Origin of the sequence: Clostridium sp. M62/1, assembly GCF_020736365.1 — a bacterium.
GTDB classification, from domain to species: Bacteria; Bacillota; Clostridia; order Lachnospirales; family Lachnospiraceae; genus Otoolea; species Otoolea saccharolyticum_A.
In genome coordinates this window covers 3,549,910-3,572,322 of sequence record NZ_CP085988.1, presented here as the reverse complement: position 1 = coordinate 3,572,322, position 22,413 = coordinate 3,549,910, and the positions used below count along the sequence as shown (strand labels likewise).

At 48.5% G+C, this 22,413-nt stretch carries 20 protein-coding genes; 16 read left to right on the top strand and 4 right to left on the bottom strand.

The window, feature by feature from the left end:
• Nucleotides 1-54 precede the first annotated feature (54 nt).
• Genes LK436_RS16555 through LK436_RS16540 form a run of 4 tightly spaced genes read left to right on the top strand, consistent with a single transcriptional unit; the run spans nucleotide 55 to nucleotide 6,641 of the window.
• Entirely contained in the window at nucleotides 55-1,467 is a 1,413-nt protein-coding gene (locus LK436_RS16555; protein WP_008397260.1) for a Wadjet anti-phage system protein JetA family protein, read from the top strand.
• Nucleotides 1,464-2,105 (top strand): DUF4194 domain-containing protein, encoded by a 642-nt coding sequence (locus LK436_RS16550; RefSeq protein WP_008397262.1) that lies wholly within the window; start codon nucleotides 1,464-1,466, stop codon nucleotides 2,103-2,105. Before LK436_RS16555 ends, LK436_RS16550 begins: the two co-directional genes overlap by 4 nt.
• Nucleotides 2,102-5,419: an SbcC/MukB-like Walker B domain-containing protein gene (locus LK436_RS16545; protein WP_008397263.1), complete on the top strand. Its 3,318-nt coding sequence runs from the start codon at nucleotides 2,102-2,104 to the stop codon at nucleotides 5,417-5,419. The genes LK436_RS16550 and LK436_RS16545 overlap by 4 nt, the downstream gene beginning before the upstream one ends.
• Before the next feature lie 10 nt (nucleotides 5,420-5,429).
• Entirely contained in the window at nucleotides 5,430-6,641 is a 1,212-nt protein-coding gene (locus LK436_RS16540) for a Wadjet anti-phage system protein JetD domain-containing protein (RefSeq protein ID WP_227910103.1), read from the top strand.
• Between the two features lie 153 nt (nucleotides 6,642-6,794).
• Here LK436_RS16540 and LK436_RS16535 read toward each other — a convergent pair whose 3' ends face one another.
• Nucleotides 6,795-7,340 carry an IS110 family transposase gene (locus LK436_RS16535; protein WP_008397269.1) on the bottom strand — a complete coding sequence of 182 codons (546 nt, stop codon included), beginning with the start codon at nucleotides 7,338-7,340 and terminating at the stop codon, nucleotides 6,795-6,797.
• A 5-nt stretch (nucleotides 7,341-7,345) separates the two neighbouring features.
• Nucleotides 7,346-8,710: an alpha-glucosidase/alpha-galactosidase gene (locus tag LK436_RS16530; protein WP_008397270.1), complete on the bottom strand. Its 1,365-nt coding sequence runs from the start codon at nucleotides 8,708-8,710 to the stop codon at nucleotides 7,346-7,348.
• Nucleotides 8,711-8,865: 155 nt separating this feature from the next.
• Here LK436_RS16530 and LK436_RS16525 point away from each other — a divergent pair, with 155 nt between their 5' ends.
• Together LK436_RS16525 and LK436_RS16520 are read left to right on the top strand one after the other, a co-directional pair.
• Entirely contained in the window at nucleotides 8,866-9,654 is a 789-nt protein-coding gene (locus tag LK436_RS16525) for an AraC family transcriptional regulator (RefSeq protein ID WP_044931090.1), read from the top strand.
• A gap of 42 nt (nucleotides 9,655-9,696) precedes the next feature.
• On the top strand, nucleotides 9,697-10,104 hold the full coding sequence (locus LK436_RS16520) for a hypothetical protein (protein ID WP_008397272.1): 408 nt from the start codon (nucleotides 9,697-9,699) through the stop codon (nucleotides 10,102-10,104).
• A 211-nt stretch (nucleotides 10,105-10,315) separates the two neighbouring features.
• On the opposite strand, the gene coaBC is transcribed toward LK436_RS16520, so the two are convergent.
• Nucleotides 10,316-11,533 (bottom strand): bifunctional phosphopantothenoylcysteine decarboxylase/phosphopantothenate--cysteine ligase CoaBC, encoded by a 1,218-nt coding sequence (gene coaBC / locus LK436_RS16515; protein WP_008397273.1) that lies wholly within the window; start codon nucleotides 11,531-11,533, stop codon nucleotides 10,316-10,318.
• 222 nt (nucleotides 11,534-11,755) lie between these two features.
• On the opposite strand from coaBC, the gene LK436_RS18600 reads away from it, so the two are divergent.
• The 7 genes from LK436_RS18600 (at nucleotide 11,756) to LK436_RS16485 (ending at nucleotide 18,407) form a co-directional block, all read left to right on the top strand.
• Entirely contained in the window at nucleotides 11,756-12,013 is a 258-nt protein-coding gene (locus LK436_RS18600; RefSeq protein WP_015574526.1) for a hypothetical protein, read from the top strand.
• Nucleotides 11,976-12,866: a site-specific integrase gene (locus LK436_RS16510; RefSeq protein ID WP_416207811.1), complete on the top strand. Its 891-nt coding sequence runs from the start codon at nucleotides 11,976-11,978 to the stop codon at nucleotides 12,864-12,866. The genes LK436_RS18600 and LK436_RS16510 overlap by 38 nt, the downstream gene beginning before the upstream one ends.
• A gap of 321 nt (nucleotides 12,867-13,187) precedes the next feature.
• Entirely contained in the window at nucleotides 13,188-13,556 is a 369-nt protein-coding gene (locus LK436_RS16505; protein WP_008397276.1) for a TnpV protein, read from the top strand.
• A 518-nt stretch (nucleotides 13,557-14,074) separates the two neighbouring features.
• On the top strand, nucleotides 14,075-15,271 hold the full coding sequence (locus tag LK436_RS16500; protein WP_008399502.1) for an IS256 family transposase: 1,197 nt from the start codon (nucleotides 14,075-14,077) through the stop codon (nucleotides 15,269-15,271).
• Nucleotides 15,272-15,489: 218 nt separating this feature from the next.
• Nucleotides 15,490-16,389 carry a Fic family protein gene (locus tag LK436_RS16495; protein WP_008397279.1) on the top strand — a complete coding sequence of 300 codons (900 nt, stop codon included), beginning with the start codon at nucleotides 15,490-15,492 and terminating at the stop codon, nucleotides 16,387-16,389.
• An 86-nt stretch (nucleotides 16,390-16,475) separates the two neighbouring features.
• Nucleotides 16,476-17,822, top strand: coding sequence for a restriction endonuclease subunit S (locus LK436_RS16490; protein WP_008397280.1), 1,347 nt, complete (start codon nucleotides 16,476-16,478; stop codon nucleotides 17,820-17,822).
• 123 nt (nucleotides 17,823-17,945) lie between these two features.
• Nucleotides 17,946-18,407: a low molecular weight protein-tyrosine-phosphatase gene (locus tag LK436_RS16485; RefSeq protein ID WP_044931093.1), complete on the top strand. Its 462-nt coding sequence runs from the start codon at nucleotides 17,946-17,948 to the stop codon at nucleotides 18,405-18,407.
• A 128-nt stretch (nucleotides 18,408-18,535) separates the two neighbouring features.
• On the opposite strand, the gene LK436_RS16480 is transcribed toward LK436_RS16485, so the two are convergent.
• Nucleotides 18,536-19,864 carry a Na+/H+ antiporter NhaC family protein gene (locus LK436_RS16480; RefSeq protein WP_008397282.1) on the bottom strand — a complete coding sequence of 443 codons (1,329 nt, stop codon included), beginning with the start codon at nucleotides 19,862-19,864 and terminating at the stop codon, nucleotides 18,536-18,538.
• A gap of 701 nt (nucleotides 19,865-20,565) precedes the next feature.
• Here LK436_RS16480 and LK436_RS16475 point away from each other — a divergent pair.
• From LK436_RS16475 to LK436_RS16465, 3 genes are all read left to right on the top strand, one after another.
• Nucleotides 20,566-21,843, top strand: a complete 1,278-nt coding sequence (locus LK436_RS16475; protein WP_008397285.1) for a DNA polymerase Y family protein — start codon at nucleotides 20,566-20,568, stop codon at nucleotides 21,841-21,843.
• Between the two features lie 97 nt (nucleotides 21,844-21,940).
• Nucleotides 21,941-22,183, top strand: a complete 243-nt coding sequence (locus LK436_RS16470; protein WP_015573235.1) for a hypothetical protein — start codon at nucleotides 21,941-21,943, stop codon at nucleotides 22,181-22,183.
• Nucleotides 22,180-22,359 carry a DUF4250 domain-containing protein gene (locus LK436_RS16465; protein WP_008397287.1) on the top strand — a complete coding sequence of 60 codons (180 nt, stop codon included), beginning with the start codon at nucleotides 22,180-22,182 and terminating at the stop codon, nucleotides 22,357-22,359. The genes LK436_RS16470 and LK436_RS16465 overlap by 4 nt, the downstream gene beginning before the upstream one ends.
• The last annotated feature ends 54 nt before the right edge of the window (nucleotides 22,360-22,413 follow it).

The window sequence follows — 22,413 nt, the reverse complement described above, 5'->3', positions numbered from 1 at the left end:
ATGATAAAAATCAATAGGATACGCACTACTTTTTAGAGGAGATACAGTACATACATGTCTTTTTTTGAAACATTGAACGAGAAATTTTTTAATCCTTTTTGCTGCAGAAATCGGGTGCTCTATTTTGAATGTATCAGCCAGCTGATCGAAAAATCAAAGGAAATCTCTGTTTTGTACGAAACGGACGCCAGAAACACACTGATTCTGTATCTTCAAAATTGCACATACTCCATAGAAACGGAAAATATTGGAGAAGAGATTGCTGGCGGGAAAACTCCTCAGGAGAACGCCTCCACAATTCTCAGGTATTTTCGTGCATGCGGATGGATTACTCCGCAGGAAATCGGGCGCAGCGGGGACAATATCGCGTCCGTATCGGCATACTGCCGTAAGCTGATTGACGCAATCCATAAGATTTTTGATGGAGACGCCAATGGCGCGATTACGAATTATATTTTTTCCATGTATGAAATCCTGAAATTTTCCTTCAGCAAAGACAATGCCCGGTCGATACGTCCGTATCAGAACATCCTGATTCCACTGGTAGAAAATGAATGTGACTTGAAAAATGAACTTCTGATTCTGAAAGACAGTATCCGTGAAATTATGCGTGCAGTTATGAAGATGGCAGACGCCAACAGTTTCGGTCAGTTTTTGATGAAGGATGAACTCCTGAACCGTTTTTTCAATGATTATTTTTTCATTAAGAAAAGTGGTCTGATTCCTTCTTACATTTCGGACATTGACCGGATGCTGAGAAAACTGCGCCACTCGGAGCTTTATGACCGGATGATCCAGGAGTATAGAAAAATAGAAAACACAGACGAGATTCAGGCAAAGGAGAAGATTGACCGTCTGTTTAACGAGCTGGACAGCTTCATTAACCTGGAATATGAGCAGGAGATGTCTTACATTGACCGGAAAATCAACAACTACTACAATCTGTATTCTACCCGGATGATGATGGTACTGAGTGAAAATACCAATCTGGAGCATGAACTGAACCGGATACTTCTGTTTTTGAAAAATCTGAACGAAGAGAACCGGGCGGAAGCACTCTCAAAGCTTTCAGAAACACACCGCCTCATGAGCATGGGATATATCGGAAGAAAGTCTTTTGAACGGCGGAAAAAGCGAAATCCCAATCAAAAAAATGCGGGCTTAGTCTGTGAGGAATTGTCGGAAGAAGAGAAACAGCGGCTGACGGACGAACTTCTGACGGAGACGCCCGATCGGTACAGTATGGACAACGTGGAGAAACATTTCGATGAGATCATGAGAGGCAGAGATCAGATTTCTGTGGAAGAATGCGGAGTACATACCAGGGACGATGCGACGATGATCGCGGCAAGTATGATTTATTCGGGGACGTCAGGGTTTCCTTATGAAGTGGAATTCAGGAAGGGCATGGTGGAGACCGAGGCCGCCAGAATCAGCAATATCAGCATAAAGAGGAAGAAAACATGAGCGATATCAGTTTGCGGATAACGATAAAAGAGGAAAGCGGACATTTGTTCAAACGCTGCATACGAAAACTGCTGGAGTCCACTTTCATACTGCGGGATAAGGATGAAAAACTGTATCAGTTTGCCTCCAGAGAATCCAATCGACAGGATATTTCCGAGTACCTGCGAATGATTGGTTTTGATATGATCGTGGAGGAGAAGACGGGAGTGTGCATGCTGGCTGCCAGCGAAGAGGATGCGGATACAGTAGGCTTGAAACGGGCCAATGTGGTGACGTTTTCGACGCTGCAGTATCATCTGCTGCTGGTGCTCTGGAAAGTATATCTGGAAAATCTCGGTTACAGCGAAGGAAATTTTGTGACGAGAGGGGATCTGATTGACAAGATCAAGTCCTATGATGTTCAGCTGACGCGCACGGAATTTAGCGCAGCGCTTCGCCTGTTTAAAAAATACAGCCTGATCAATTTCAACGATGATGAGGAGGGCGAGGATATGAAAATTCAGCTCTATCCATCGCTGCAATTCGGCTGGGATCTCCCACAGTTTCAGACTGTGGCGCGGGAATATTTAAAAGAAGAACCGGAAGAAGAAGGCCCAGAAGAAATAGTTCCGGATGAATTTGAGGAGGAAGAGGAATGATCCTGCTAAAAAAAGTGCGGCTGATCAACTGGTATGGATTTTCCAATGTGACGGCTCCCATCGGTTTTTTTACGCTGATTGCAGGGAAGAACGGCAACGGAAAATCCGTCATGCTGGATGCAATTAAATATGCCGCTTACGGAGATACGGTATTTAACAAGTCGTCGGAGAGTAAAGGAAGCCGTACGCTGTCCTCCTATACGAGAGGTCTTCTGGATGCCACAGCCGGGACGTACATGCGCCCGGCGGACCGGGTGCCAAACGTGTACAGCCACATTGTGCTGGAGTATTTTGACGATGTGGAGGATAAGTCTTTTTTGCTGGGGACGGTAATTGAGACCAGCGCGTCCAATAATTGCCAGACGTATCGTTACGTGATGGACCGGAGGGTCATGGAGCAGGTGGAACATACTTATGAAGAGAACGGCGTCACGATGCCCTGCAGCGCGTCGTTCCTTCAAAAAAGATACAGACTGACGCTGATGAACCGGGAGCAGGGATTGCCGAAATTTTTGCAGATGACGGGACTGAAGCTGAATCTGGGACAGCTTCCCATCTATCTGCGCAAGCTTCGGGGAATCATGTCATACGATCCGAACGCCAGGATTGACCGGTTTATCCGGGAGAGCGTCCTGGAAGAACGGAACGTGGATTTCGGGAAACTGATTCAGGCGAAGGAGAACATTGAGCGGCTGAACGAGAATTTTGAGATTATCCAGCAGGAGATTAACGAGCTGGATGGGATTCTTGGGGAGTACGATGCATGGGAGAGCGAGAAAAACCGTCTGCTGGCTGATGATATCCGCATCATCTATAAAAAGAGGAAAGATTTGAACCGGGAGATTGAGCGCCAGACAGCTGAACAGGAATTGGCACAGAGAAGAAAGGAAGATCTGGAGAGGGAACTGGAGATTCTGGATGGAAGAAAAAAAGAAATTGACGCTCAGCTGGTGCAGGCCAGAGTCAGTTTGGAGCAGCTGGACAGTACCCGGATGATCGCAGAAGAAAGACGAAAATTAGAGGAACTGGAGGCTGAGAAGAGGACGCTGATGGCTCTGTGCAGAAAGCTGGAGCATTTTCAGGCCGTGGTCAGCGAACTGATGAATCAGTTTTTTGAAAAGGAAAAACGGATGGAGGGTCAGAACGTGCTGGCGTCCCTCTGCGGGCGCGGGCACACGGCTGCGGAAAAGGCGGCGGCAGTATCCAGGTTCAAACAGAAAATAAACGAGTGTTACGACGGACTGGTGATGAGAGCGGCAGATACCGAGAGGGATCTGGCAGAACTGAACCGGAGTCTGGACGTGCAGCACCGGATCATAGAGGATTGTAAAAAACATCGCAATACGTTTGCTCAGATTCCAGAGTATGTGGGGCTGCGTGATGAGATCAACCGTGAATTTGAAAAGAGAAACATCCGGTCGAAAGCACAGTTTGCCTGTGAATACGTGATTGGACTCACAGATGAAAAATGGAGGGACGCCATCGAGGCATTTTTGGGACCGCGCCGGTATACGATCCTGGTGGACCCTCAGTATTATGATATTGCAGATGACGTGCTGAACCGTTCGGAACATCGTTATGCCCATCTGTTCAACACAAAGCTGCTGATGAAGAAAAAAGTACATGTGGAAGAAGACTCAGCGGTATTTAAACTGGAGATCAAAAACCCGGTGGCAAAACAGTATTTTGATTATCAGCTGGGAAGAATGCATGCGGTGGAGCGAAATGCTGTGAAGGAATATGAAAATGCCATTTCCAGGGAAGGCCGCGTGTCCGTAGCTATGGACAGCTATTTTCTGCGTTTTGACAGGCTCCGTTCCTATTATCTTGGACAGAAGACGTTTGAACTGAACCGGCTCCGCGCGGAAAAAGAGATTTCCAGGCTCAACGAGGAGAGGAAAGCAAAACTGGCAGAGAAAAAGGAGCTTGAAGATCAGAAGAACCGTATGGCCCAGAATCGGGAGATGTTTCAGGAGTATGACTATGACGCCCACCGAAAATACCAGGCCGCGTCGGAAAACGCCAGGGCGTCGGAGGCGCAGCTGGAGCGCCTGAAAAAAGCGCAGGAGAATAATCAGGAATATCTGGAGCTGAACGAGCTGGCTGGCCGGCTTTCAGATGAACAGAAAGCGGTGCAGAACGAATATAACGCAAAACTTCAGGAGAAAAGCGGACAGGACACGACCATATCCAGATGCGGAGAGAAGATAGAGGCAAAATCAGGGGAACTGGCCGAACAGGAGAAGCGGTACCGGGAATATCAGACCGGGTACTATACCATCGTGCAGCGGACGGTAGAGGCCTATGAAAAATACCTGAAAAATGGAAAGAAAGGTCCGGGCGGCCTGCTGGCGGAAGATACCAGACGGCGTATAGGAAACAGTATCACGCAGCATGAAAGAGATCTGACGCAGAAGCAGGCGGATTATAACGCAAAACATGCCGGACGCATGCTGCCCAGAGGGACGGAGGGAAGAGAACGGTATGCAGGCAGAAGAGAGCGCATCTGGATGGACAATCTTCAGGAAATCCGTCAGAAACTGGAAGAGCAGACCCGCAGATATGAGGACATATTTAAAAATGAATTTGTGCTGACGATTCTGAAATCCTGTGAGCGTGCCAGAGAAGATTTAAGGCAGATCAACGGAGAACTGGCAAAGCTGAGCTTTGCTGCAAAATATCAGTTTGATGTCCACTATGTAAAGGACGGGTCAGAATACGCAAAGGTGATTGAATACGCCCGATATCTGGACGAGCGGGAGCAGCTGGGAGGCAATGCAGACGGACAGATCGCTTTCGATATGCTGACCTCTGTGTCCGATGAGGAAGGCGAGCGGTTAGAAACAGAGATGAAGCAGATCATCAACCGGATCATCGAAAAGAACAGTGAAGAAACGATTGCCCGTTTTGCCGACTACCGGAACTATATGAATTATGAGATTCTGATCAGCAACCAGATCCTGGACCGGGCAAAATTATCCCGGCAGACTGGTTTCAACTCCGGGGCGGAAGTGCAAATCCCGTATCTGCTGATCCTGTCGTCGGCCCTTTTGCTGATTTACAACCAGCGTACCAATTCCACACGTCTCGTATTTATCGATGAGCCGTTTGCCAAGATGGATCCCGGCAATGTGAAATTGATGCTGAAATTCATGCGGGAGCAGAGACTCCAGGTAATCTTTTGCTCTCCGGATAAGACGGAATCCATCGGGAACGAGTGCGAGGTAATCCTGCCTGCGCTGCGTGTGCGCGCGGACAGTATGCAGCTGGGGATCGTGCAGTTCCATGAAGAAAAGGCGTACAGCAGCCGGTGAGGGGACAGATATGGTGAATTACGAAGAAAAGCTGCTGGCTGCCCTGGCGGATAAATACAGGAAGAGCAAAAAAGACAGGGGGACCAATGTGATTACGAGACGGACAAAACTGAATCCGTCTCAGCTTTATAAGAATTACAGCCGCAACGACGGCGATATGACACAGATTGAGGCAGTGAATCAGGCGATTTTCCGGTGCAGTCAAGAAGGATTTGTGACCTATGAGACAGAGGGATTCAGCAGCGAGATCCAGAGCATTTATCTGGTGGATGAAAAAATCGGCGAGATCGAGGACTATCTGGAAACAAAATATGGATATGAGCCAAAATCTGCGAAACGGAAGTACGTGGAAGGGCTGATTGCCGGGTACAGCGGACGTTCGCCCGCAGCGGAACAGGAGTGTATAAAGCTGCGTCAGGCTCTGGAAAAGAACAGGATTCCGCCCCGATATCATCAGACGGAAGACCTTCTCAAAGCACTTGTCTTTATTGAGAATAATGAGAAAGAACTGTATCTGCGCGAAGCTTCTCTGCTGATCTACGGGGACTCCAAATATCTGGAGGAAAATGTGCTGGGATCCGTTTGCAGGGCACTCCGGGACTGCCTGGGCCGTCCATGCGGCCCAGCAGAGCTGGAAGACGAGATCCTGGAGGAATATCATATTACACGGGAAAAGCAGAAGCTGTGCCTGAAGGGGGATATGACGGTACGCATCCTTGGGAAAGAACTGGAGATTGGGGCGTTTCCCAACGGTATTGAATTTTTTGCTGATGAACTGTATAAGATTGAGCAGATAACGGTCAAAACGGCGGTTTTTACTACGGTGGAAAACTATACCTCCTGGCTGAGGTGTGACAGCTCGAAAACAGCTCTATTTTATCTGGGCGGTTATGCCACCCGTTATCAGAGAGACTTCCTGAAAAAAATATTTTCCGACAATCCAACGCTTGTCTACCGCCATTTCGGAGATATCGACGCTGGAGGGCTTTATATCCATGAGCATTTGTGCCGTGTGACCGGTATCCCGTTTCAGATGTACCGGATGTCGCGCGCGGAATTGGAAGACGTACGCTTTCAGTCCTGCCTGCATCCGCTGACAGAGCAGGATCGAGTGCGCCTGAAGTCTCTGGAAAAACAGGAGATGTACCGGGAACTGGCAGAATATATGCTGGAGCGGGGTGTGAAGCTGGAGCAGGAGATAGTCAGCTATTATGAGCTGTGAAAATCTATGGGATGACCTGCATACCGATATGGAGGCAGATATTATTTGCGAAGAAATACAGGAGTTATGCAGAGGTACAAGATTGAAAATGAAAGGTAAAGGGTATTTATTCCCTTAATCGCATGACAAAGCAGCCACCTTTCGGTGGCTGCTTTAAAAATTGAATTCTGAAAAGTTAAGGTTATGCAGTTGCTGACTTGATCTGATAACCTTGATTTCTCGCAATGATAATTGCCTTCTTGTGACCGCAACGCTTTTTATACGGAGATAACGGTTGCGTATTTCAGGATGCTTTTTGCTGGTAACGACAGCATTGGCACACTGCACCAGCAGTGGCCTGATATAGCATCCGGCCTTGGAAACCCGGACAGATTTTTTCTTTCCTGCGCTTTCATTGTTGGCCGGAGTCAGTCCGGCCCATGAGCATAAGTGTTTCGCCGAAGGAAAAGCCTCCATATTGGTACTGATCTCGGAAATGATCCCGATGGCAGTGAAGTCACTGCGGATACCTGGAGCAGTTTGAAGAATGGAAAGTTCCTGCTGGTAGGGAGCGGCGGGCGCAAGAATGAGTTCTTCAAGCTCTGCTTTCCAGGATTCAAGGTTTTCATAATGAGCCTTGTTCACCTTGAGTTTGCCGGCCTGTTCCACTGTGATATAGCCGTCAATGGCATCACGGAGTTCAGGTAGCTTCTTTTTCAAACTTTTTAATGATACGCGGGTAACCAGTTCCCGTAGGTCTCAATAAGGTCGTCCACCAGCTTGACAATGGTGTCCGGGTCCAGCTCGCTGCCGGTATGGGGATCCAGCATGGCGGCCTGATAGATGTGCTCTTTCTTCCGGGTCACGGCGGCTTCGATGGTCAGCAGCTGCACATTGATGTTGGTCATGTTCATGGCGGCACACTGCACCGGCAGGCGGCCCGCCCGGCAAGGATGTACCCCCATGCCGTCAATGAGGCAGGGCACCTCCACACAGGCGTCGGAGGGCAGGTTTTCAATGAGGCCTCCGGTGTTAAGTACGTTTCCTCCGATTTTGTAGGGTGTGCCCGTGACAATGGACTCTATAATGTAGGAAGCGTATTCCCGAGAACGTTCGTGCTCCAGCTTTTTCTGGGCGCGCAGCTCGTCCCGTTCCTTTTCCCAGCCGGCAATCTGCTCTACGCAGCGGCGGGGGTATTCGTCCAGAGGGATATGGTAGCGGTCAATGAGCTCCGGATATTTGGATTTGATGTAGAACATATTGTATTCGGAGTTGTGCTCGATGGATTCCGTGCAGTAGTAGCCAAAACGGCGGATGTAGTCCAGACGCACCAGGTCATAGCGGGTTTTCTCCACCCAGTCGGGGGCGTCCTGAGTTTCCCCATAGAGGTGGGCGTCCACAGCCAGCTTGGCCCGGCGGCGGATTTCCGGATACAGGTCGTTGCCGTCTTTGTCCCGCAGCTCCAACAGCCAGCTCATGTGGTTGATGCCGGCAATGCGCTCCCGGCGGCCTTCCAGCTTGTCCTCCATGCCCAGTTCCTTCAGCAGGAATTCCGAGCACACCTGGACGCTGTGGCACAGGCCCACGGTTTCGATGCCCGTGTACCGCTGCATGTAGCCGGAGAGCATGGCCATAGGGTTGGTGTAGTTGAGGAACAGGGCATCCGGGCAGACTTCCTGCATATCCCTGGCGAAGTCGTCCATGACGGGAATGGTGCGCAGGGCACGCATGATGCCGCCAATCCCCAGGGTATCGCCGATGGTCTGGCGCAGACCGTACTTCTTGGGTACCTCGAAGTCGATGATGGTGCAGGGGTCATAGAGGCCCACTTGGATGGCGTTGATTACGAATCGGGCCCCCCGGAGGGCTTCCTTCCGATTTTCAACTCCCAGATAGGCGGTGACCTTCCCGTGTCCGCCCTTGGTCCTGTTCATGGCGGAGATGATCTCAAAGCTCTCCTGCAAGCGGACGGGATCGATGTCGTACAGAGCGAATTCCCAGTCCCGGAGGGATTGGGTACACATGCAGTCTCCCAGCACATTGCGGACAAACACGGTGCTGCCCGCGCCCATAAAAGTGATCTTATTCATATAGCATCCTCCTGCTTATGATGATTCCGCCCCCTGGATTTCCAGAGGGCTTTCCTGGCATTATGATACCACCGGGCCGGAGAAAAGCCTATTGCACGGTGTGTGATTTCTTTGGTAAAATGTTAGCAGTATTCTTGCAAATGGGAGGGTGCAGAATGGATAAGCAAATACTGCTGGTGAACCGCCATTGGCACGATATTAACCCGGTGGACTGCGGCTGGGAAGCCTGTGCGCCAGGCCACTCCTTCGGCCCGGCGGCGCGGTTTTACTGGCTTTTGCATTATGTGATCCAGGGCAGGGGAGCCTTTACCGCCGAAGGGAAGGAAAGCCCGGTGCGGGCAGGGCAGATGTTCGTCATTCGGCCCTTTGAAGTCACCTATTATGAGGCCGATCGTCGGGAACCCTGGGAGTATATTTGGATTGGTTTTACCTGCGGCATTCCTCTGCCGGAGTGCCTTTTGCAGGAGGCAGTGGTGAACGCGTCCCGATGCGGGAGCATTTTCAGCTCCATGTTGGAGGCGGAGAACCAGACAGATGGCCGGGAACTGTTCCTCTGCGGAAAGGCGTTTCAGCTGCTGGCGGCCCTGGAGGAAAAGCCCGCCGGCGGCGAGGACTATGTGGAGCAGGCCAGAACTTATCTGGAAGCCAACTATATGCGGGACGTGTCCATTGGGGAACTTGCGGGGAAGCTGAACCTGAACCGCTCCTATTTCAGCACCCTGTTCCGGAAAAAGACAGGGAAATCCCCCCAGCAGTACCTGACGGATTACCGGATGGGGCGTGCCTGCCAGCTCATGACAGAGCACGGGTATTCTCCAGGGAAGGCGGCCCTGTCCACTGGGTATCCGGACATTTTCAGCTTTTCACGGATGTTCAAAAAGCACTTCGGCGTTTTCCCCCGGGAATACAGCAGACGACAAACGGAAAAGGAGGAGTTCCTTTGAAATTCATCCGTACCTTCGACTGGCACCTGGGGCGGATGCTCTATGGCCGCTCCCAACGCCCGACAGTTGCCGGGGTATCTGCCCGTTAAGCAGCTGCGGCTCTATTATCCCAATCTTCTTTCCATCCACAGCCAGTGGATGATGCGCGGCCAGGAGGACGCTGAAATTCAGGCTGCCGACGCCCGCCGGGTCTCCCGGACGGAGATGCTCTTCCGGCTTTTGCAGGACGTCTGTGATACGGAAATCCTACTGGAGAAAACAGCTTGCCAGCAATATCAGGAGGCCAAAGCTCATCTGGTCGGCCTGAACCGGGGCTGGGGCGAAAAATCTCAGCAAAAGAAATCCAGCATACAGGCTGTACAAGTTCCTTTCAGGGAGCAATCACCGACAGGTTTCCATGGACAAGTACGCCCTGAGTATCATGCTGGAGGAGGTTTTGAGCTGCGCTAACCGGTTCCTCATCCGGTTCAGCCGGGACCGCTATACCCTGTGGAGCAGCCAGGAGCGGACTGTCCACAATGCCTGCGGCGGTCTGGATTGGCAACTGCATTGAGGTCTCCCGCCTGCCGGACGGCAGTGCCGACGCGAAGGTGGTCGCCGCGAATAAGGAAAAATAAGGGCGGAGAAGTTTTATTTTGGCTTCTCCGCCTGTGTTTTCCGGTTAGTTTTCCCGGGGGTGATTTTTCAAATCCCGCAGCCTCAGAATCTCCGTCAGCAGGACGTCGGCAGCCTCGTCCTTGCTCATAAGGGACAGAGATTTTTCCCCGTCCCGGGTGATGAGGGTCAGCAGGTTGGTGTCCACGGCAAAGCCCGCCCCGGCTTCCTTTAGGTTATTAGCGGCAATCATGTCCACGTGCTTTTTCTCCAGCTTTTTCCGGGAGTTTTCCACCATATCCCGGGTCTCCATGGAAAAACCGCAGAGGAACTGGCCTTCCCGGCGGTGGTCCCCCAGAGTTTGCAGGATGTCCTGGGTACGCTTCAAGGGGATGCACAGGTCGTTGTCGGATTTTTTCACTTTGTCCTGGGCAACCTGGACAGGAGTGTAATCCGCCACCGCCGCCGCCTTGATGATGATGTCCTGCTCCGGGGCCCGGGCGGTGACTTCCCGGAACATATCCTCCGCTGAAACGATTTCCACGGTCTCCACGAACCGGGGACGCTCCAAAGCGGTGGGGCCGGTAACCAGCGTTACCTGGGCGCCCCGGCGGGCGGCAGCCTTGGCAATCGCGTAGCCCATTTTCCCGGAGGAGTGGTTGGTGAGATACCGCACCGGGTCGAGAGCCTCCTGGGTGGGGCCGGCGGTGACCAGCACCTTCAGTCCGGCCATGTCCTTTTCCCGGGCAATGGTCTGCAAAATCCAGTCCAGCAGCACCTCCGGCTCCGGGAGCTTGCCCTTGCCGCTGTCCCCGCAGGCCAGGTGACCGCTGGCGGGCTCTACCACCTGCCAGCCGTATTCCCGGAGAATTCGCAGGTTGTCCTGGGTCACGGGGTTCTCATACATTTGGGTGTTCATGGCTGGGGAGAGGAGTCTGGGGCACTTGCAGGCCAGCACCGTGGTGGTGAGCATGTCGTCGGCGATACCGTGGGCCAATTTGGCGGCTACGTTGGCGGTGGCCGGAGCCACCATGACTATGTCCGCCTGCTTGGCCAGGGAGATGTGCTCCACGTCGAACTGGAAGCACCGGTCAAAGGTGTCTGCCGGGGCCTTGTTGCCAGTGAGGGTCTCAAAGACCATGGGGGAGATAAAGCGGGTGGCGTTTTGGGTCATGAGCACATGGACGTTGGCGTGCTGCTTCACCAGCAAAGACGCTAGGGAAGCAGCTTTATAAGCGGCAATGCTGCTGGAAACGCCCAGCAGCACGGTTTTTCCTTTTAGCATGGAGGTTCCTCCTTTTTGAAATGTTCTGATAGTCTCAGTATACCACAGGAAAGGAGGAAATCCCAGCCCCCAGTCTGCATGAAAGAGTTGCCAAAAATGAAATTTTAAATTCCACCTCTCCGTTTTCAGTGCTGCTTAAATTAAGAATAGAAAAGGGGCTCTGCCTATGGTATAATTTAGCATATCACGGCAGGGCTCTTTTTGTATGAAAGGAGCATGGACATGAGCGGAAAAAGACGGGACAGACGAAATCGTATTCTCCGCAACGGAGAGAGCCAACACCGGGACGACCTTTCTTTAAGAGAAAAGGAAAAATTGATATTGAAAGATATTGATGATGAAATTGTCCCACGCGGCGGAGAAATGACGGTGGAACAACTGGTTAGAAAGTACCTGTTGCAGAAAACAGGGGTGCGGCACAACACGGAAGCAAATTATAACTTTGTCCTCAATAATTATCAAGAAAGAAGAATTTGGTAAAAGAAGAATTGACAAGGTTAAGTTGTCTGACGCGAAGTGCTGGCTGATAAAATTGCAGAAAGACGGACGGGGTTACAGCTCCATTCACTCTATTAGAGGTGTCGTTAGACCTGCATTTCAAATGGCGGTTGATGATGATTTGATACGCAAAAATCCGTTTGAATTTCAACTTGCTACTGTTGTTGTGAATGACAGTGTGACAAGAGAAGCAATCACAAGAAAGCAGGAAAGGGCTTTCCTTGAATTTTTGGCGAACGACAAGCATTTTTGCAGATACTATGAGGGAATATATATTCTGTTTAAGACCGGGCTGCGTATCTCTGAATTTGTTGGACTGACACTTGCGAATATTGATATGAAGAACAGAAAAATCAGTGTCAATCATCAGCTCCAACGAAAGAGGAACATGGAATATGTGATAGAAGATACAAAGACCACTTGCGGGACAAGAGAAATTCCCATGTCTGATGAAGTGTATGAGTGCTTTGAGCGTATTATCTCCAACAGGAAGAGGCCGCGGGTGGAACCTATGATTGACGGCAAATGTGGCTTCAAATGTGGCTTCTTATATTTGGATAAGAATGATATGCCTATGGCCGCTCTGCACTGGGAGAAATATTTTCAGCATATCTGCGAGAAGTACAACAGTATTTATAAAGTGCAAATGCCGAAAGTTACGCCGCACATTTGCAGACATACCTTTTGCTCCAATATGGCAAAAAGCGGCATGAACCCGAAAACCTTACAGTACCTTATGGGACACTCTGACATCGGAGTAACCTTGAACACTTATACGCACATAGGTTACGACGACGCAAAAGAGGAACTGAAAAGGGTAGTAAATGCCGAGTAGTAAAATGGGGAAACAGCCCTTAATTTACTACTTTTTTTACTACTTTTGAGGGAAAAGATGTGCTGATTTATGCTGCGATATGCCACGGGCAGGAGGAAAGAGCGAACGAGGGAAAGTACCGATAAATCAAGGAAATACAGTAAATTCAAGGAGTTTTAGATAGATGATTAGAATACTTTTCGTTTGCCACGGCAGTATCTTGAAAAGTCCCGGAAAAGCCTGTAAAATCAATGGTTTCCGGACTTCGGAAGGTGTCTACTACACCACTACTACACCAGTGAGTCTCGATGTGACAAAAAATCATGAATCGAGGTTAAACTTATGAAGGACAGAAGAAGAGAAAATGGGATTGATTATGTACTGGTCGGAGATTACTACATTCCGGACTGGAATCTGCCGGAAGAAGAACGACGTATTGGAAAATATGGATGTATGCACCGTGAATATTTGAAAGAAAATAATCCGATGCTGTATAACGATTTGATTTTAAGTTGTCAGCTCTGGACTTATCTTGCAGATGCCAATGAGCAGGCACAGAGTAGGTTACAGGTGATTATCAAACAGATGCAGGAAGCTGAGTCTGTAACTGAGAAGATGAAAGAAGATAATCAGTGGGAATGGATTCAGAGAATGAATAGTATCCACAACCGTGTGGAAGAAATTGTACTGGACGAATTGATTTATAGATAATTGACAATACAGGACATATTCGATTTTGGCATCTAATTATCAGTATATCTCTAAAAAGGGAATTTGGTGAATCCATCATAGAAAATGTTTGCTTCATGGGTACAAGCTGTTTCAGAATAATGGTAGTGTGCTTAGTTTTACTGCAATGAATATGCCGACAGATTGGAAAGCACATTTGAGCGTTTAAATTCAGTTAAATTACATAAAATATTAAAACAGACCTAATCAAGCATATTATGCTCAAACCGATTAGGCTTTCGGCGAAGTGTTACGATAAGCACTTCGCCATTTTGTTTGCCCAGCATGGGCGTTTAATAAAATATGAACACAAAAACGAATGAAGTGTGCGTGATTTTTAATAATCGAAAATTGGTGAATAAATACGTGAATAATAGGACGCTGGCAGATGACGTATAATTAATTTCGCAAAATTAATTTCATAAAAATAGACATGGTCTATAGCCGTTTGGTAAAATTAAGTCACCACAACCAAATCTATCAAAGGAGGCTATAAAACCATGTCTGATAAGATTATACAGCTAAATGAGGATTTAATAAAGCACGATTTAAAGGATCTTGTCCGCAGCAGTGTTGAGGAGACTTTAAATGCCCTGCTTGATAAGGAAGCCGACGAATTAGTTAACGCTGAAAAGTATGAGCGTTCTTCTGATCGCCAGGGATATCGTTCCGGCCATTATAAACGGAATCTCCATACAGCTGCAGGCGAAGTGGAGCTGAAAGTTCCAAAACTCAAGGGCATTCCTTTCGAGACGGCCATTATTGAAAGATATCGCCGCAGAGAATCTTCCGTGGAAGAAGCTCTGATTGAGATGTATCTGGCCGGTGTTTCTGTACGCCGCGTTGAGGATATCACCGAGGCTTTATGGGGAACAAAAGTATCTCCTGGAACCATCAGTAACCTGAACAAAAAGGCTTATGAACATATCGAAACCTGGCGTACCCGTCCGCTTTCTGGAAGCTATCCTTATGTTTACGTAGATGGCGTTTACCTGAAACGCAGCTGGGGCGGCGAAATCCAGAATGTTTCTGTTCTTGTTGCCATTGGCGTCAGCCAGGATGGCTGCCGGGAGATCCTTGGTGCCGCTGAAGGGATGAAGGAAGATCGTGAAAGCTGGCGTTCTTTCTTCGTATGGCTGAAGGAACGCGGGCTTACTGGTGTTCGATTGATCATTGGCGACAAGAACCTCGGCATGCTTGAAACGATTCCAGAAGTCTTTCCGGATGCCAGATATCAGCGTTGTACAGTTCATTTTTACAGAAATATATTTTCTGTTACGCCCCGTAACAAGATGAAAACGGTAGCGCTTATGCTCAAGGCGATCCATGCACAGGAGAGCAAGGATGCTGCTCGTGAAAAAGCGCTCCAGGTATCGGAAAAACTCCGGTCTATGAAGCTTGCCAAAGCTGCCAAAAAGGTGGAGGACGGAATCGAGGAAACCTTGACCTATATGGATTTTCCTACGCAGCATTGGACCCGGCTCCGGACCAATAACGCGATTGAGCGTCTCAACCGTGAGATTAAACGCCGTACAAAAGCGATCGGCGCTTTTCCTGACGGGCAGAGCGCCTTGATGCTCGTATGTGCCAGACTGCGTCATGTAGCAGCAACAAGCTGGGGAGCCAGACGTTACATGAATATGGATCATCTTTTCAATCCAGAAGAGGATCAGCTGTCTGATATCATAGCCGGCTGACTACCGGCTGCCAAACGGCAAGATTTTAATTTTGCGAAAAACTATTGACACAATCCGCTGGCAAAATAAGCCGTGATATGTTTTGATAATTGAAACTTCTGAAATCGGCAAAAACATATTAATAAATGAAAGAGATATTGGATTTGTTGCCGGTAATGTGATATACTATAGTGTAGATTCGTATAGTATTGGATTCGATTGATAGCGGAGGAAAGCAGATGCGATACCTTTCAGTTGCTGAAATAGCAAAAAAATGGAGTATATCGGAACGCAGTGTGAGAAATTACTGTGCTCATGGGCGTGTGCAGGGCGCTTTTCTTACCGGAAAGACCTGGAATATTCCGGAGAACGCCGAAAAACCAGAGCGTTCCAATAAAAAGAAAGAACGTCCACTTACACTGCTGGATATCTTGCAGGAACAAAAAGCAAGTAAATATTCCGGCGGTATTTACCATAAAACACAAATTGATTTAACGTATAACTCAAACCATATTGAGGGAAGTCGTCTGACCCATGATCAGACCAGATATATTTTCGAGACCAATACCATCGGCATAGAGAATGAAGTTCTTAATGTAGATGATGTGATTGAAACGTCAAATCATTTTCGATGTATTGATATGATTATCGACCATGCAAAATCTGCTTTGACTGAGAAGTTTATTAAAGAGCTTCATCTGACTTTGAAAAGCGGAACCAGCGATTCCAGAAAAGACTGGTTTGCAGTGGGGGATTATAAGAAATTGCCCAATGAGGTGGGCGGCATGGATACTGCTCTACCAGAAGAAGTTGCCGGTAAGATGAAAACATTGCTGACAGAGTACAATGCAAAAGAAGAAAAGACCTTTGAGGATATTCTGGATTTCCATGTAAGGTTTGAGCGAATCCATCCGTTTCAGGATGGTAACGGTCGTGTGGGCAGGCTGATTATGTTCAAAGAATGTTTGAAATATAATATTGTTCCATTTATTATTGAGGATAATCTGAAGATGTTCTACTATAGAGGATTGAAGGAGTGGGACAATGAAAAAGGCTATCTGACAGATACCTGCCTGACCGCACAGGATCGATATAAGGCGTATTTGGATTATTTCAGAATCCCATATGAAGTAAGATAATTTTCAAAGTATCAAAAGTTGGTTCCAAAGTGTCAATTTGACACTTTGGAAGAGATAAATTTTTTTGGAGTGTTAGTTCCGATAATTTGCCTTATGAGAAAGTTGGGAAAAATGAGCCTGTATGTATTGCGGACGAGGTTCCGTTTGAGATCCCAGATTCATGGGAATGGGCAAGACTAAAAAATCTTGTTATTAAGGAAATCAAACGTGGCAAATCACCAAAGTATGCATCTGATGGAAGTGTCTATGTATTTGCTCAGAAGTGTAATGTAAAACTTGGCGAGATAGATATTTCATTAGCCAAATTTTTAGATATGCGAATATTTGAAAAATATCCTGTTGAAGAGTACATGGTTGATGAAGATATTATTATAAATTCAACTGGAAATGGTACACTGGGGCGAATTGGAATGTTTCGTGATAGTGATCGGATAAATGATTCTATTATCGTTCCAGATTCTCACGTGACGATTATCCGAGCTTGTAATCAGTTGAAAAAAGATTATTTATTCTATGTTTTGAAATACTACCAGCCTTTCCTTGAAAAATTAGGAGAAGGTTCGACAAATCAAACGGAATTGCGTCCATCAACTATAGCAGAGCTATTTATTCCTATCCCGCCTATTAAAGAACAGGAACAAATCGTTACTAAACTTTTGGAAGTTATACCGATGGTTGATTTGTATGGAAAAAAAGAAAATGCATTGCAAGCCTATAACACTGACTTTCCGACACGACTCAAAAAATCCATCTTACAGGAAGCGATTCAAGGCAAACTTGTTCCCCAAGACCCTGCTGACGAACCAGCATCCGTTCTCCTAGAACGCATTCGTGCTGAGAAAGAGCAGTTGATTAAGGCAGGCAAAATCAAGCGTGATAAGCACGAATCCATCATTTTCAGAAGGGATAATTCTCATTATGAGAAGTTGGACGGAATCGAGCGCTGTATCGATGACGAGATACCGTTCGATATTCCAGATAGCTGGGCGTGGATTAGAATGGGTTCCCTGCTTGCAGTCAATCCAAGAAATGCTGTTTCTGATGACACCGTAGTTGGATTTATGCCAATGCCGCTTTTACAAGATGGCTTTAACAACGACCACACCTTTGAGGAAAAGTTGTGGAAGAATGTAAAATCCGGATTTACACATTTTGCCAACAATGATGTTGTCATTGCAAAAATAACTCCGTGTTTTCAGAATAGAAAATCTGCTGTGATTCACGATCTTCCTAATGGATATGGTGCCGGAACAACTGAGCTTCATGTGCTTCGTGACTACACAAAAACATTGTATATGCCGTACCTTTTGTTACTCTGTAAAACCCACGCCTTTATTCAAGATGGAATACGCCTTTGCTCAGCGCTAGGTGGTACAGGCACCAACATACCTTTTACTTGTCCTAGTTTGATAAAGCGAGTAGTTGTTCCCTGACTGTTCTTTTTAAGATATCCTACATAGATTTATAGAGACTTATGAAAATTTGAAGAAAAACCGAAAGTCCGAAAAACCCAGTAAAATCAAGGGCTTGCAGACTTATGGAGGGATATAGAGATTATGATAAAAGTACTTTTCATTTGCCACGGCAACATCTGCCGCTCCCCCATGGCAGAATTTGTCTTAAAAGACATGGTAAAAAAATTACACAGAGAGCAGGAGTTTTTCATCGCTTCCGCTGCCACCAGCACGGAGGAGATCGGAAACCCCGTCCACCCGGGAACCCGTGAGAAGCTGCGCAGATACGGCATTTCCACAGCGGAAAAATACGCCGTTCAGATGACGCGGAAGGATTACGCTGCCTATGATTATCTTCTGGGCATGGACTCCCGCAATATTTCCAACATGCGCCGCATTGCCGGCGGCGATCCGGATGGAAAAATCTTCCGTCTTCTGGACTTTTCCGCCTCTCCCCGTGACATCGCTGACCCGTGGTATACCGGCAACTTTGATGTCACCTATGACGATATTGCAGAAGGCTGCCAGGCCTTTCTGCAGTACCTGTCTGAAAAGAAACTGTAACGGCATCGGGCCCCGGAGCATCATCTTGACGCTCCGGGACCCGATGTACAGATTTACACTTTCTTTTTTTCTTACCCTGCCTGTCTGTTTCCTGCCCTATTTTCCAGTTTTTAATCATTTCTCTTTTTCTATCTATCCCGTTTTTCCCCTTTTTTGAATCTCCTCTTTCCGATGGCCTCAGTCAGAATCCTCCACCCGGGAAGCAAATAGAGATAAAAGGCAAACAGAAAGCTCATGCTTCCGGCTCCGATGGTTGCGAGAGGTACAGAACCGGCAATGGACCAGGGAATCAGGGCTGCCAGGACGATGACGGAGTCTTCCAGATCCAGAGCCAGCTCCTCCTTGTTATCATATTCTCCTCTGCACAGTTCACAGGTGAGCATGGAGGCCAGTGTCTGGTTGCAGCTGAACATGGAAGTGGCGATTCCGGCAGCGCACATGGCGGGAAAACGGCCGAATTTTTTCGACATGCCTGCCAGTATGCGCTGAATATTTTTGAGAAGTCCTGTTTCCTCCAGAATGCCCAGATAGGAGGAAGAAATCAGAACAATCAGGCCTACGTTAATCATGGAGAACAGGCCGCCGCCGGAGAGAAGCGGCACAAGCTCGCTGTCGCCCTCAGGGGTGAAGCCCGCAAACATGCAGCTGATCACCTCCCTCACCCCCATGTGCTGAACCAGAAGGCAGAGAAGGAAGCTGAGCACAGCGCTGATGGCCATTACCAGCTTAACATCCCATTTCAGCATACAGAGAATGAGAATCACGGCAGCAGGAATGACGACGTACCAGGAGAGATCAAACATCTGGTGAAATTCATCCATTAAGCCGGAGACGCCGGAAGAACTCTCCGCGCGCCCTCCAAGAAGCTGGTACAGAACGCAGGTAAGAAAAAACGGCACAATACAGGAAAGAAACATCCGCCGGATATTGTCATACAGCTTTGTTTCCGTCAGGGAAGCCACCAGGCTGGCGCTGGATGACATGGGAGAACAGCGGTCTCCGAAAAAGATTCCTGAGAGAACAGCGCCGCCTACCAGCACGGGGGAAGCTCCGTTTAATTTTGCCATGATCATGCAGATCACGCCTACTGTGCTGGCTGTACCGAAAGAGGTTCCCATAAGGAAGGAGACAAAACAGCACAGAAAAAATACGGATACCATAAAAAATGGAGGGATAATGAGCTTCATCCCGTAAAATACGATGAAGGGAATGGTTCCGCAGGCCCGCCACAGGGCGGTGAGAAAGCCGATCAGAATAAAAATCATGAGGATATTTTTTGATTTTTTTATTCCCACAGCAAGCAGCATGGCAATGTTCCGGACGCCGATCTTCATATACCGGGCATAGGCGATAAAAAGAACCAGTCCGAAAAGCAGAGCGCATACCAGGGGAAAACCAAATACCAGGCTGACGACAAGTCCGCCGAGAAAGGCTGCCAGTGTTAGATTAGCTACCATAAGTACATCTCCAGATCTAAAAATTTATGTTTCGTTTCATATCTGTGTCCGAGGGGGCAGGAAAGCCTGTCCCGTTTTTTAGCTGCAGGTAAGGCAGAAACTGAGGCGAGCGCTCATCCCTGCCCGGCTTATTTGCTCGGCGGGGCAGACAGAGACAGAAAACCGACTTCCTGCTTCCTGCCGAAACAGAAAGAATCTGCCCTGCCTCATGGAAAAGGCGGAAAGAAAGGAAGTTTCATATTGGCAGACGGTATATATCTAACAGAGAACAGACCTCTGATATGGGAAATTTACCTGAAAATACACATTCTGCCGCAGCTCATTCTAGTATAAGCCATACAGCCAATTCCTGCAAGACAGATGCAAAAAACAATCAGAAAAAGTGATGTCCTGTTCAGGGGGGAGCGTACTGGTCATGAGTTTTCCCTATGGGGGCCTGCAAAAAACAGAGCCCCCTGGCTGCATTTCCCTTCTTTATTTTTATATGCCCTGATTGAACATCTCCCTCTCCTCTGCTATAATTTCAGAAAAGAGAGCAGTAAAGATTTCACTGAAAACGACGCATAGCGAAGGAACCGCGCGGCAGGAGGGGTGCATAGCGAAGAAACCACCCAGCAAGCGGGTTCTATAGAGAAGAAACCGCCCCCGCAAAAATTGTTGTATCATTCTATCAGTTGAGCAGAATCGTGAGGTGAAGAGACTTGAGTAATCCACAGGTAAGGCCGGTTATTTTTCATGTAGACGTAAACAGTGCATTCCTGTCCTGGGAGGCGGTGTATCGGCTGAGGCATCTGGGAGGAACGGTAGATCTCCGGGAGGAGCTGTGCGCCGTCGGGGGCGACAGGCAGTCCCGAAGGGGAATTATTCTCGCAAAGTCTCAGTCAGCCAAGAAGTTCGGTGTGCGGACAGGGGAGTCTATCCTGGAGGCAAGGAAAAAATGTCCCGGTCTGAAGCTGGTGCCGGCCAACTATCAGCTGTACAGAAAGTCGTCGGAAGCCTTTATCAGACTTCTCAGGGAGTATTCGCCCGAGGTGGAGCAGTACAGCATTGACGAAGCCTTTGTAAATATGACAGGCATGGAGAAGCTCTTCGGTCCGCCAAGGCAGGCAGCGGAGGCTATAAGGGAGAGGATTTACAGGGAGCTTGGCTTTACAGTGAATATCGGAGTCTCCTCCAATAAGCTGCTGGCTAAAATGGCCTCTGACTTTAAGAAGCCCAACCTGGTTCACACGCTGTTTCCGGAAGAGATTGAGGAGAAGATGTGGCCTCTTCCTGTCAGGGAGCTGTTTTTCGTGGGAGGTGCTACGGAGCGCAGCCTGAAGCGCCTGGGCATACACACCATCGGGGATCTGGCCAGGACTGATCCGGAGCTTCTGCGCAGTCACCTGAAAAAGCATGGGGAAGTTATCTGGAATTTTGCCAACGGCAGGGATGCGGGAGTGGTGGAAGCAGAGGAGCCGGACAATAAGAATTACGGAAACAGCACGACAATCCCCTTTGACGTGACGGATGCAGGAACGGCCAGGATGGTGCTCTTGTCCTTGGCGGAGACAGTGGGGCGAAGGCTCAGGGACAGCCATGTGAAGGCGGAGGGAATCTCTGTGTCCATCAAGGACACCAGCCTGAAGACCGTCTCCCACCAGAGTGTGTTTGAGACGCCCACAAATATCACCGCAGAGCTCCACGAGGCGGCCTGCCGTCTGTTCGAGGAGCTCTGGGACGGCTCTCCAATCCGCCTTCTGGGAATCTCCACCAGCCGCATCCGGGACGAGGGATGCGCCAGGCAGATGAATATTTTCGGAGGGGAAGACTATGAGAAGCTGGAAAAGCTGGATCATGCGGTGGATTCCATACGGACCAGGTTTGGCAATGATGCGATTATGAGGGCCTCCTTTCTGAAAAAGCCCGTTGAGCACATGGCCGGCCGTGCAGTTCGGGCGGAGAAGAAGCTGGACTATACAGAGATTGAGGTGGAGTAGCAGATTGAGGCGGGGTAGCAGACTGGTTTGGGCGGCAGAAGCAGGCCGGAGCCGCAGGGCAAAGGGCTGCTTGCGTGACTTGTTTGGAGGAATGGATATGAAAAAGGAAATTGTATTTAAAATGGAACGCCCGGGACTGGTGAAGGAGGGGCAGGTAGTGGAGGTCAGTGAGTCGGTGACGCCTTTTAACGTTAACTATATGATAGAGCCGGCTGTGGCCATGTCCGGCCTGTTCCGGTTAAATGACCGGCTGAAGGCAGATCACGGCGTTGTGAAGAAAATTGAGGAGAATGCCAGGGGCTATTACGTCACCGTGGAATTTGAGGAGGAAGAGAAATGAGAATCATACCAAAGGACCCGATAATGTGCCTGAGCTTTGTCAATACAAAGCTTCGCGATTCCTACAGCAGTCTGGATGACTTCTGCGAGGATTTTGAGGCGGACAGGGAGGAGCTTGTATCAAAACTGGCCCGGGCCGGATATACTTATGACAGGGAGAAAAACCAGTTCCGCTGACAGGAAACACTTTGTGAAACGTCCCTGAGGGGATGGACAGCCGCATATTCTGAT

Bases quoted from the DNA above. Each gene is read 5' to 3' on its own strand.
- LK436_RS16505 (WP_008397276.1), top strand. From the start codon at position 13,188: ATGAAGGACAGAAGAAGAGAAAATGGGATTGATTATGTACTGGTCGGA.
- LK436_RS16555 (WP_008397260.1), top strand. From the start codon at position 55: ATGTCTTTTTTTGAAACATTGAACGAGAAATTTTTTAATCCTTTTTGC.
- LK436_RS16480 (WP_008397282.1), bottom strand. From the start codon at position 19,864: ATGGTAGCTAATCTAACACTGGCAGCCTTTCTCGGCGGACTTGTCGTC.
- LK436_RS16470 (WP_015573235.1), top strand. From the start codon at position 21,941: ATGAAAAAGGAAATTGTATTTAAAATGGAACGCCCGGGACTGGTGAAG.
- LK436_RS16500 (WP_008399502.1), top strand. From the start codon at position 14,075: ATGTCTGATAAGATTATACAGCTAAATGAGGATTTAATAAAGCACGAT.
- LK436_RS16545 (WP_008397263.1), top strand. From the start codon at position 2,102: ATGATCCTGCTAAAAAAAGTGCGGCTGATCAACTGGTATGGATTTTCC.
- LK436_RS16495 (WP_008397279.1), top strand. From the start codon at position 15,490: ATGCGATACCTTTCAGTTGCTGAAATAGCAAAAAAATGGAGTATATCG.
- LK436_RS16465 (WP_008397287.1), top strand. From the start codon at position 22,180: ATGAGAATCATACCAAAGGACCCGATAATGTGCCTGAGCTTTGTCAAT.
- LK436_RS16525 (WP_044931090.1), top strand. From the start codon at position 8,866: ATGGATAAGCAAATACTGCTGGTGAACCGCCATTGGCACGATATTAAC.
- LK436_RS16540 (WP_227910103.1), top strand. From the start codon at position 5,430: ATGGTGAATTACGAAGAAAAGCTGCTGGCTGCCCTGGCGGATAAATAC.
- LK436_RS16530 (WP_008397270.1), bottom strand. From the start codon at position 8,710: ATGAATAAGATCACTTTTATGGGCGCGGGCAGCACCGTGTTTGTCCGC.
- LK436_RS16485 (WP_044931093.1), top strand. From the start codon at position 17,946: ATGATAAAAGTACTTTTCATTTGCCACGGCAACATCTGCCGCTCCCCC.
- coaBC (WP_008397273.1), bottom strand. From the start codon at position 11,533: ATGCTAAAAGGAAAAACCGTGCTGCTGGGCGTTTCCAGCAGCATTGCC.
- LK436_RS18600 (WP_015574526.1), top strand. From the start codon at position 11,756: ATGAGCGGAAAAAGACGGGACAGACGAAATCGTATTCTCCGCAACGGA.
- LK436_RS16550 (WP_008397262.1), top strand. From the start codon at position 1,464: ATGAGCGATATCAGTTTGCGGATAACGATAAAAGAGGAAAGCGGACAT.
- LK436_RS16520 (WP_008397272.1), top strand. From the start codon at position 9,697: ATGGCCGCTCCCAACGCCCGACAGTTGCCGGGGTATCTGCCCGTTAAG.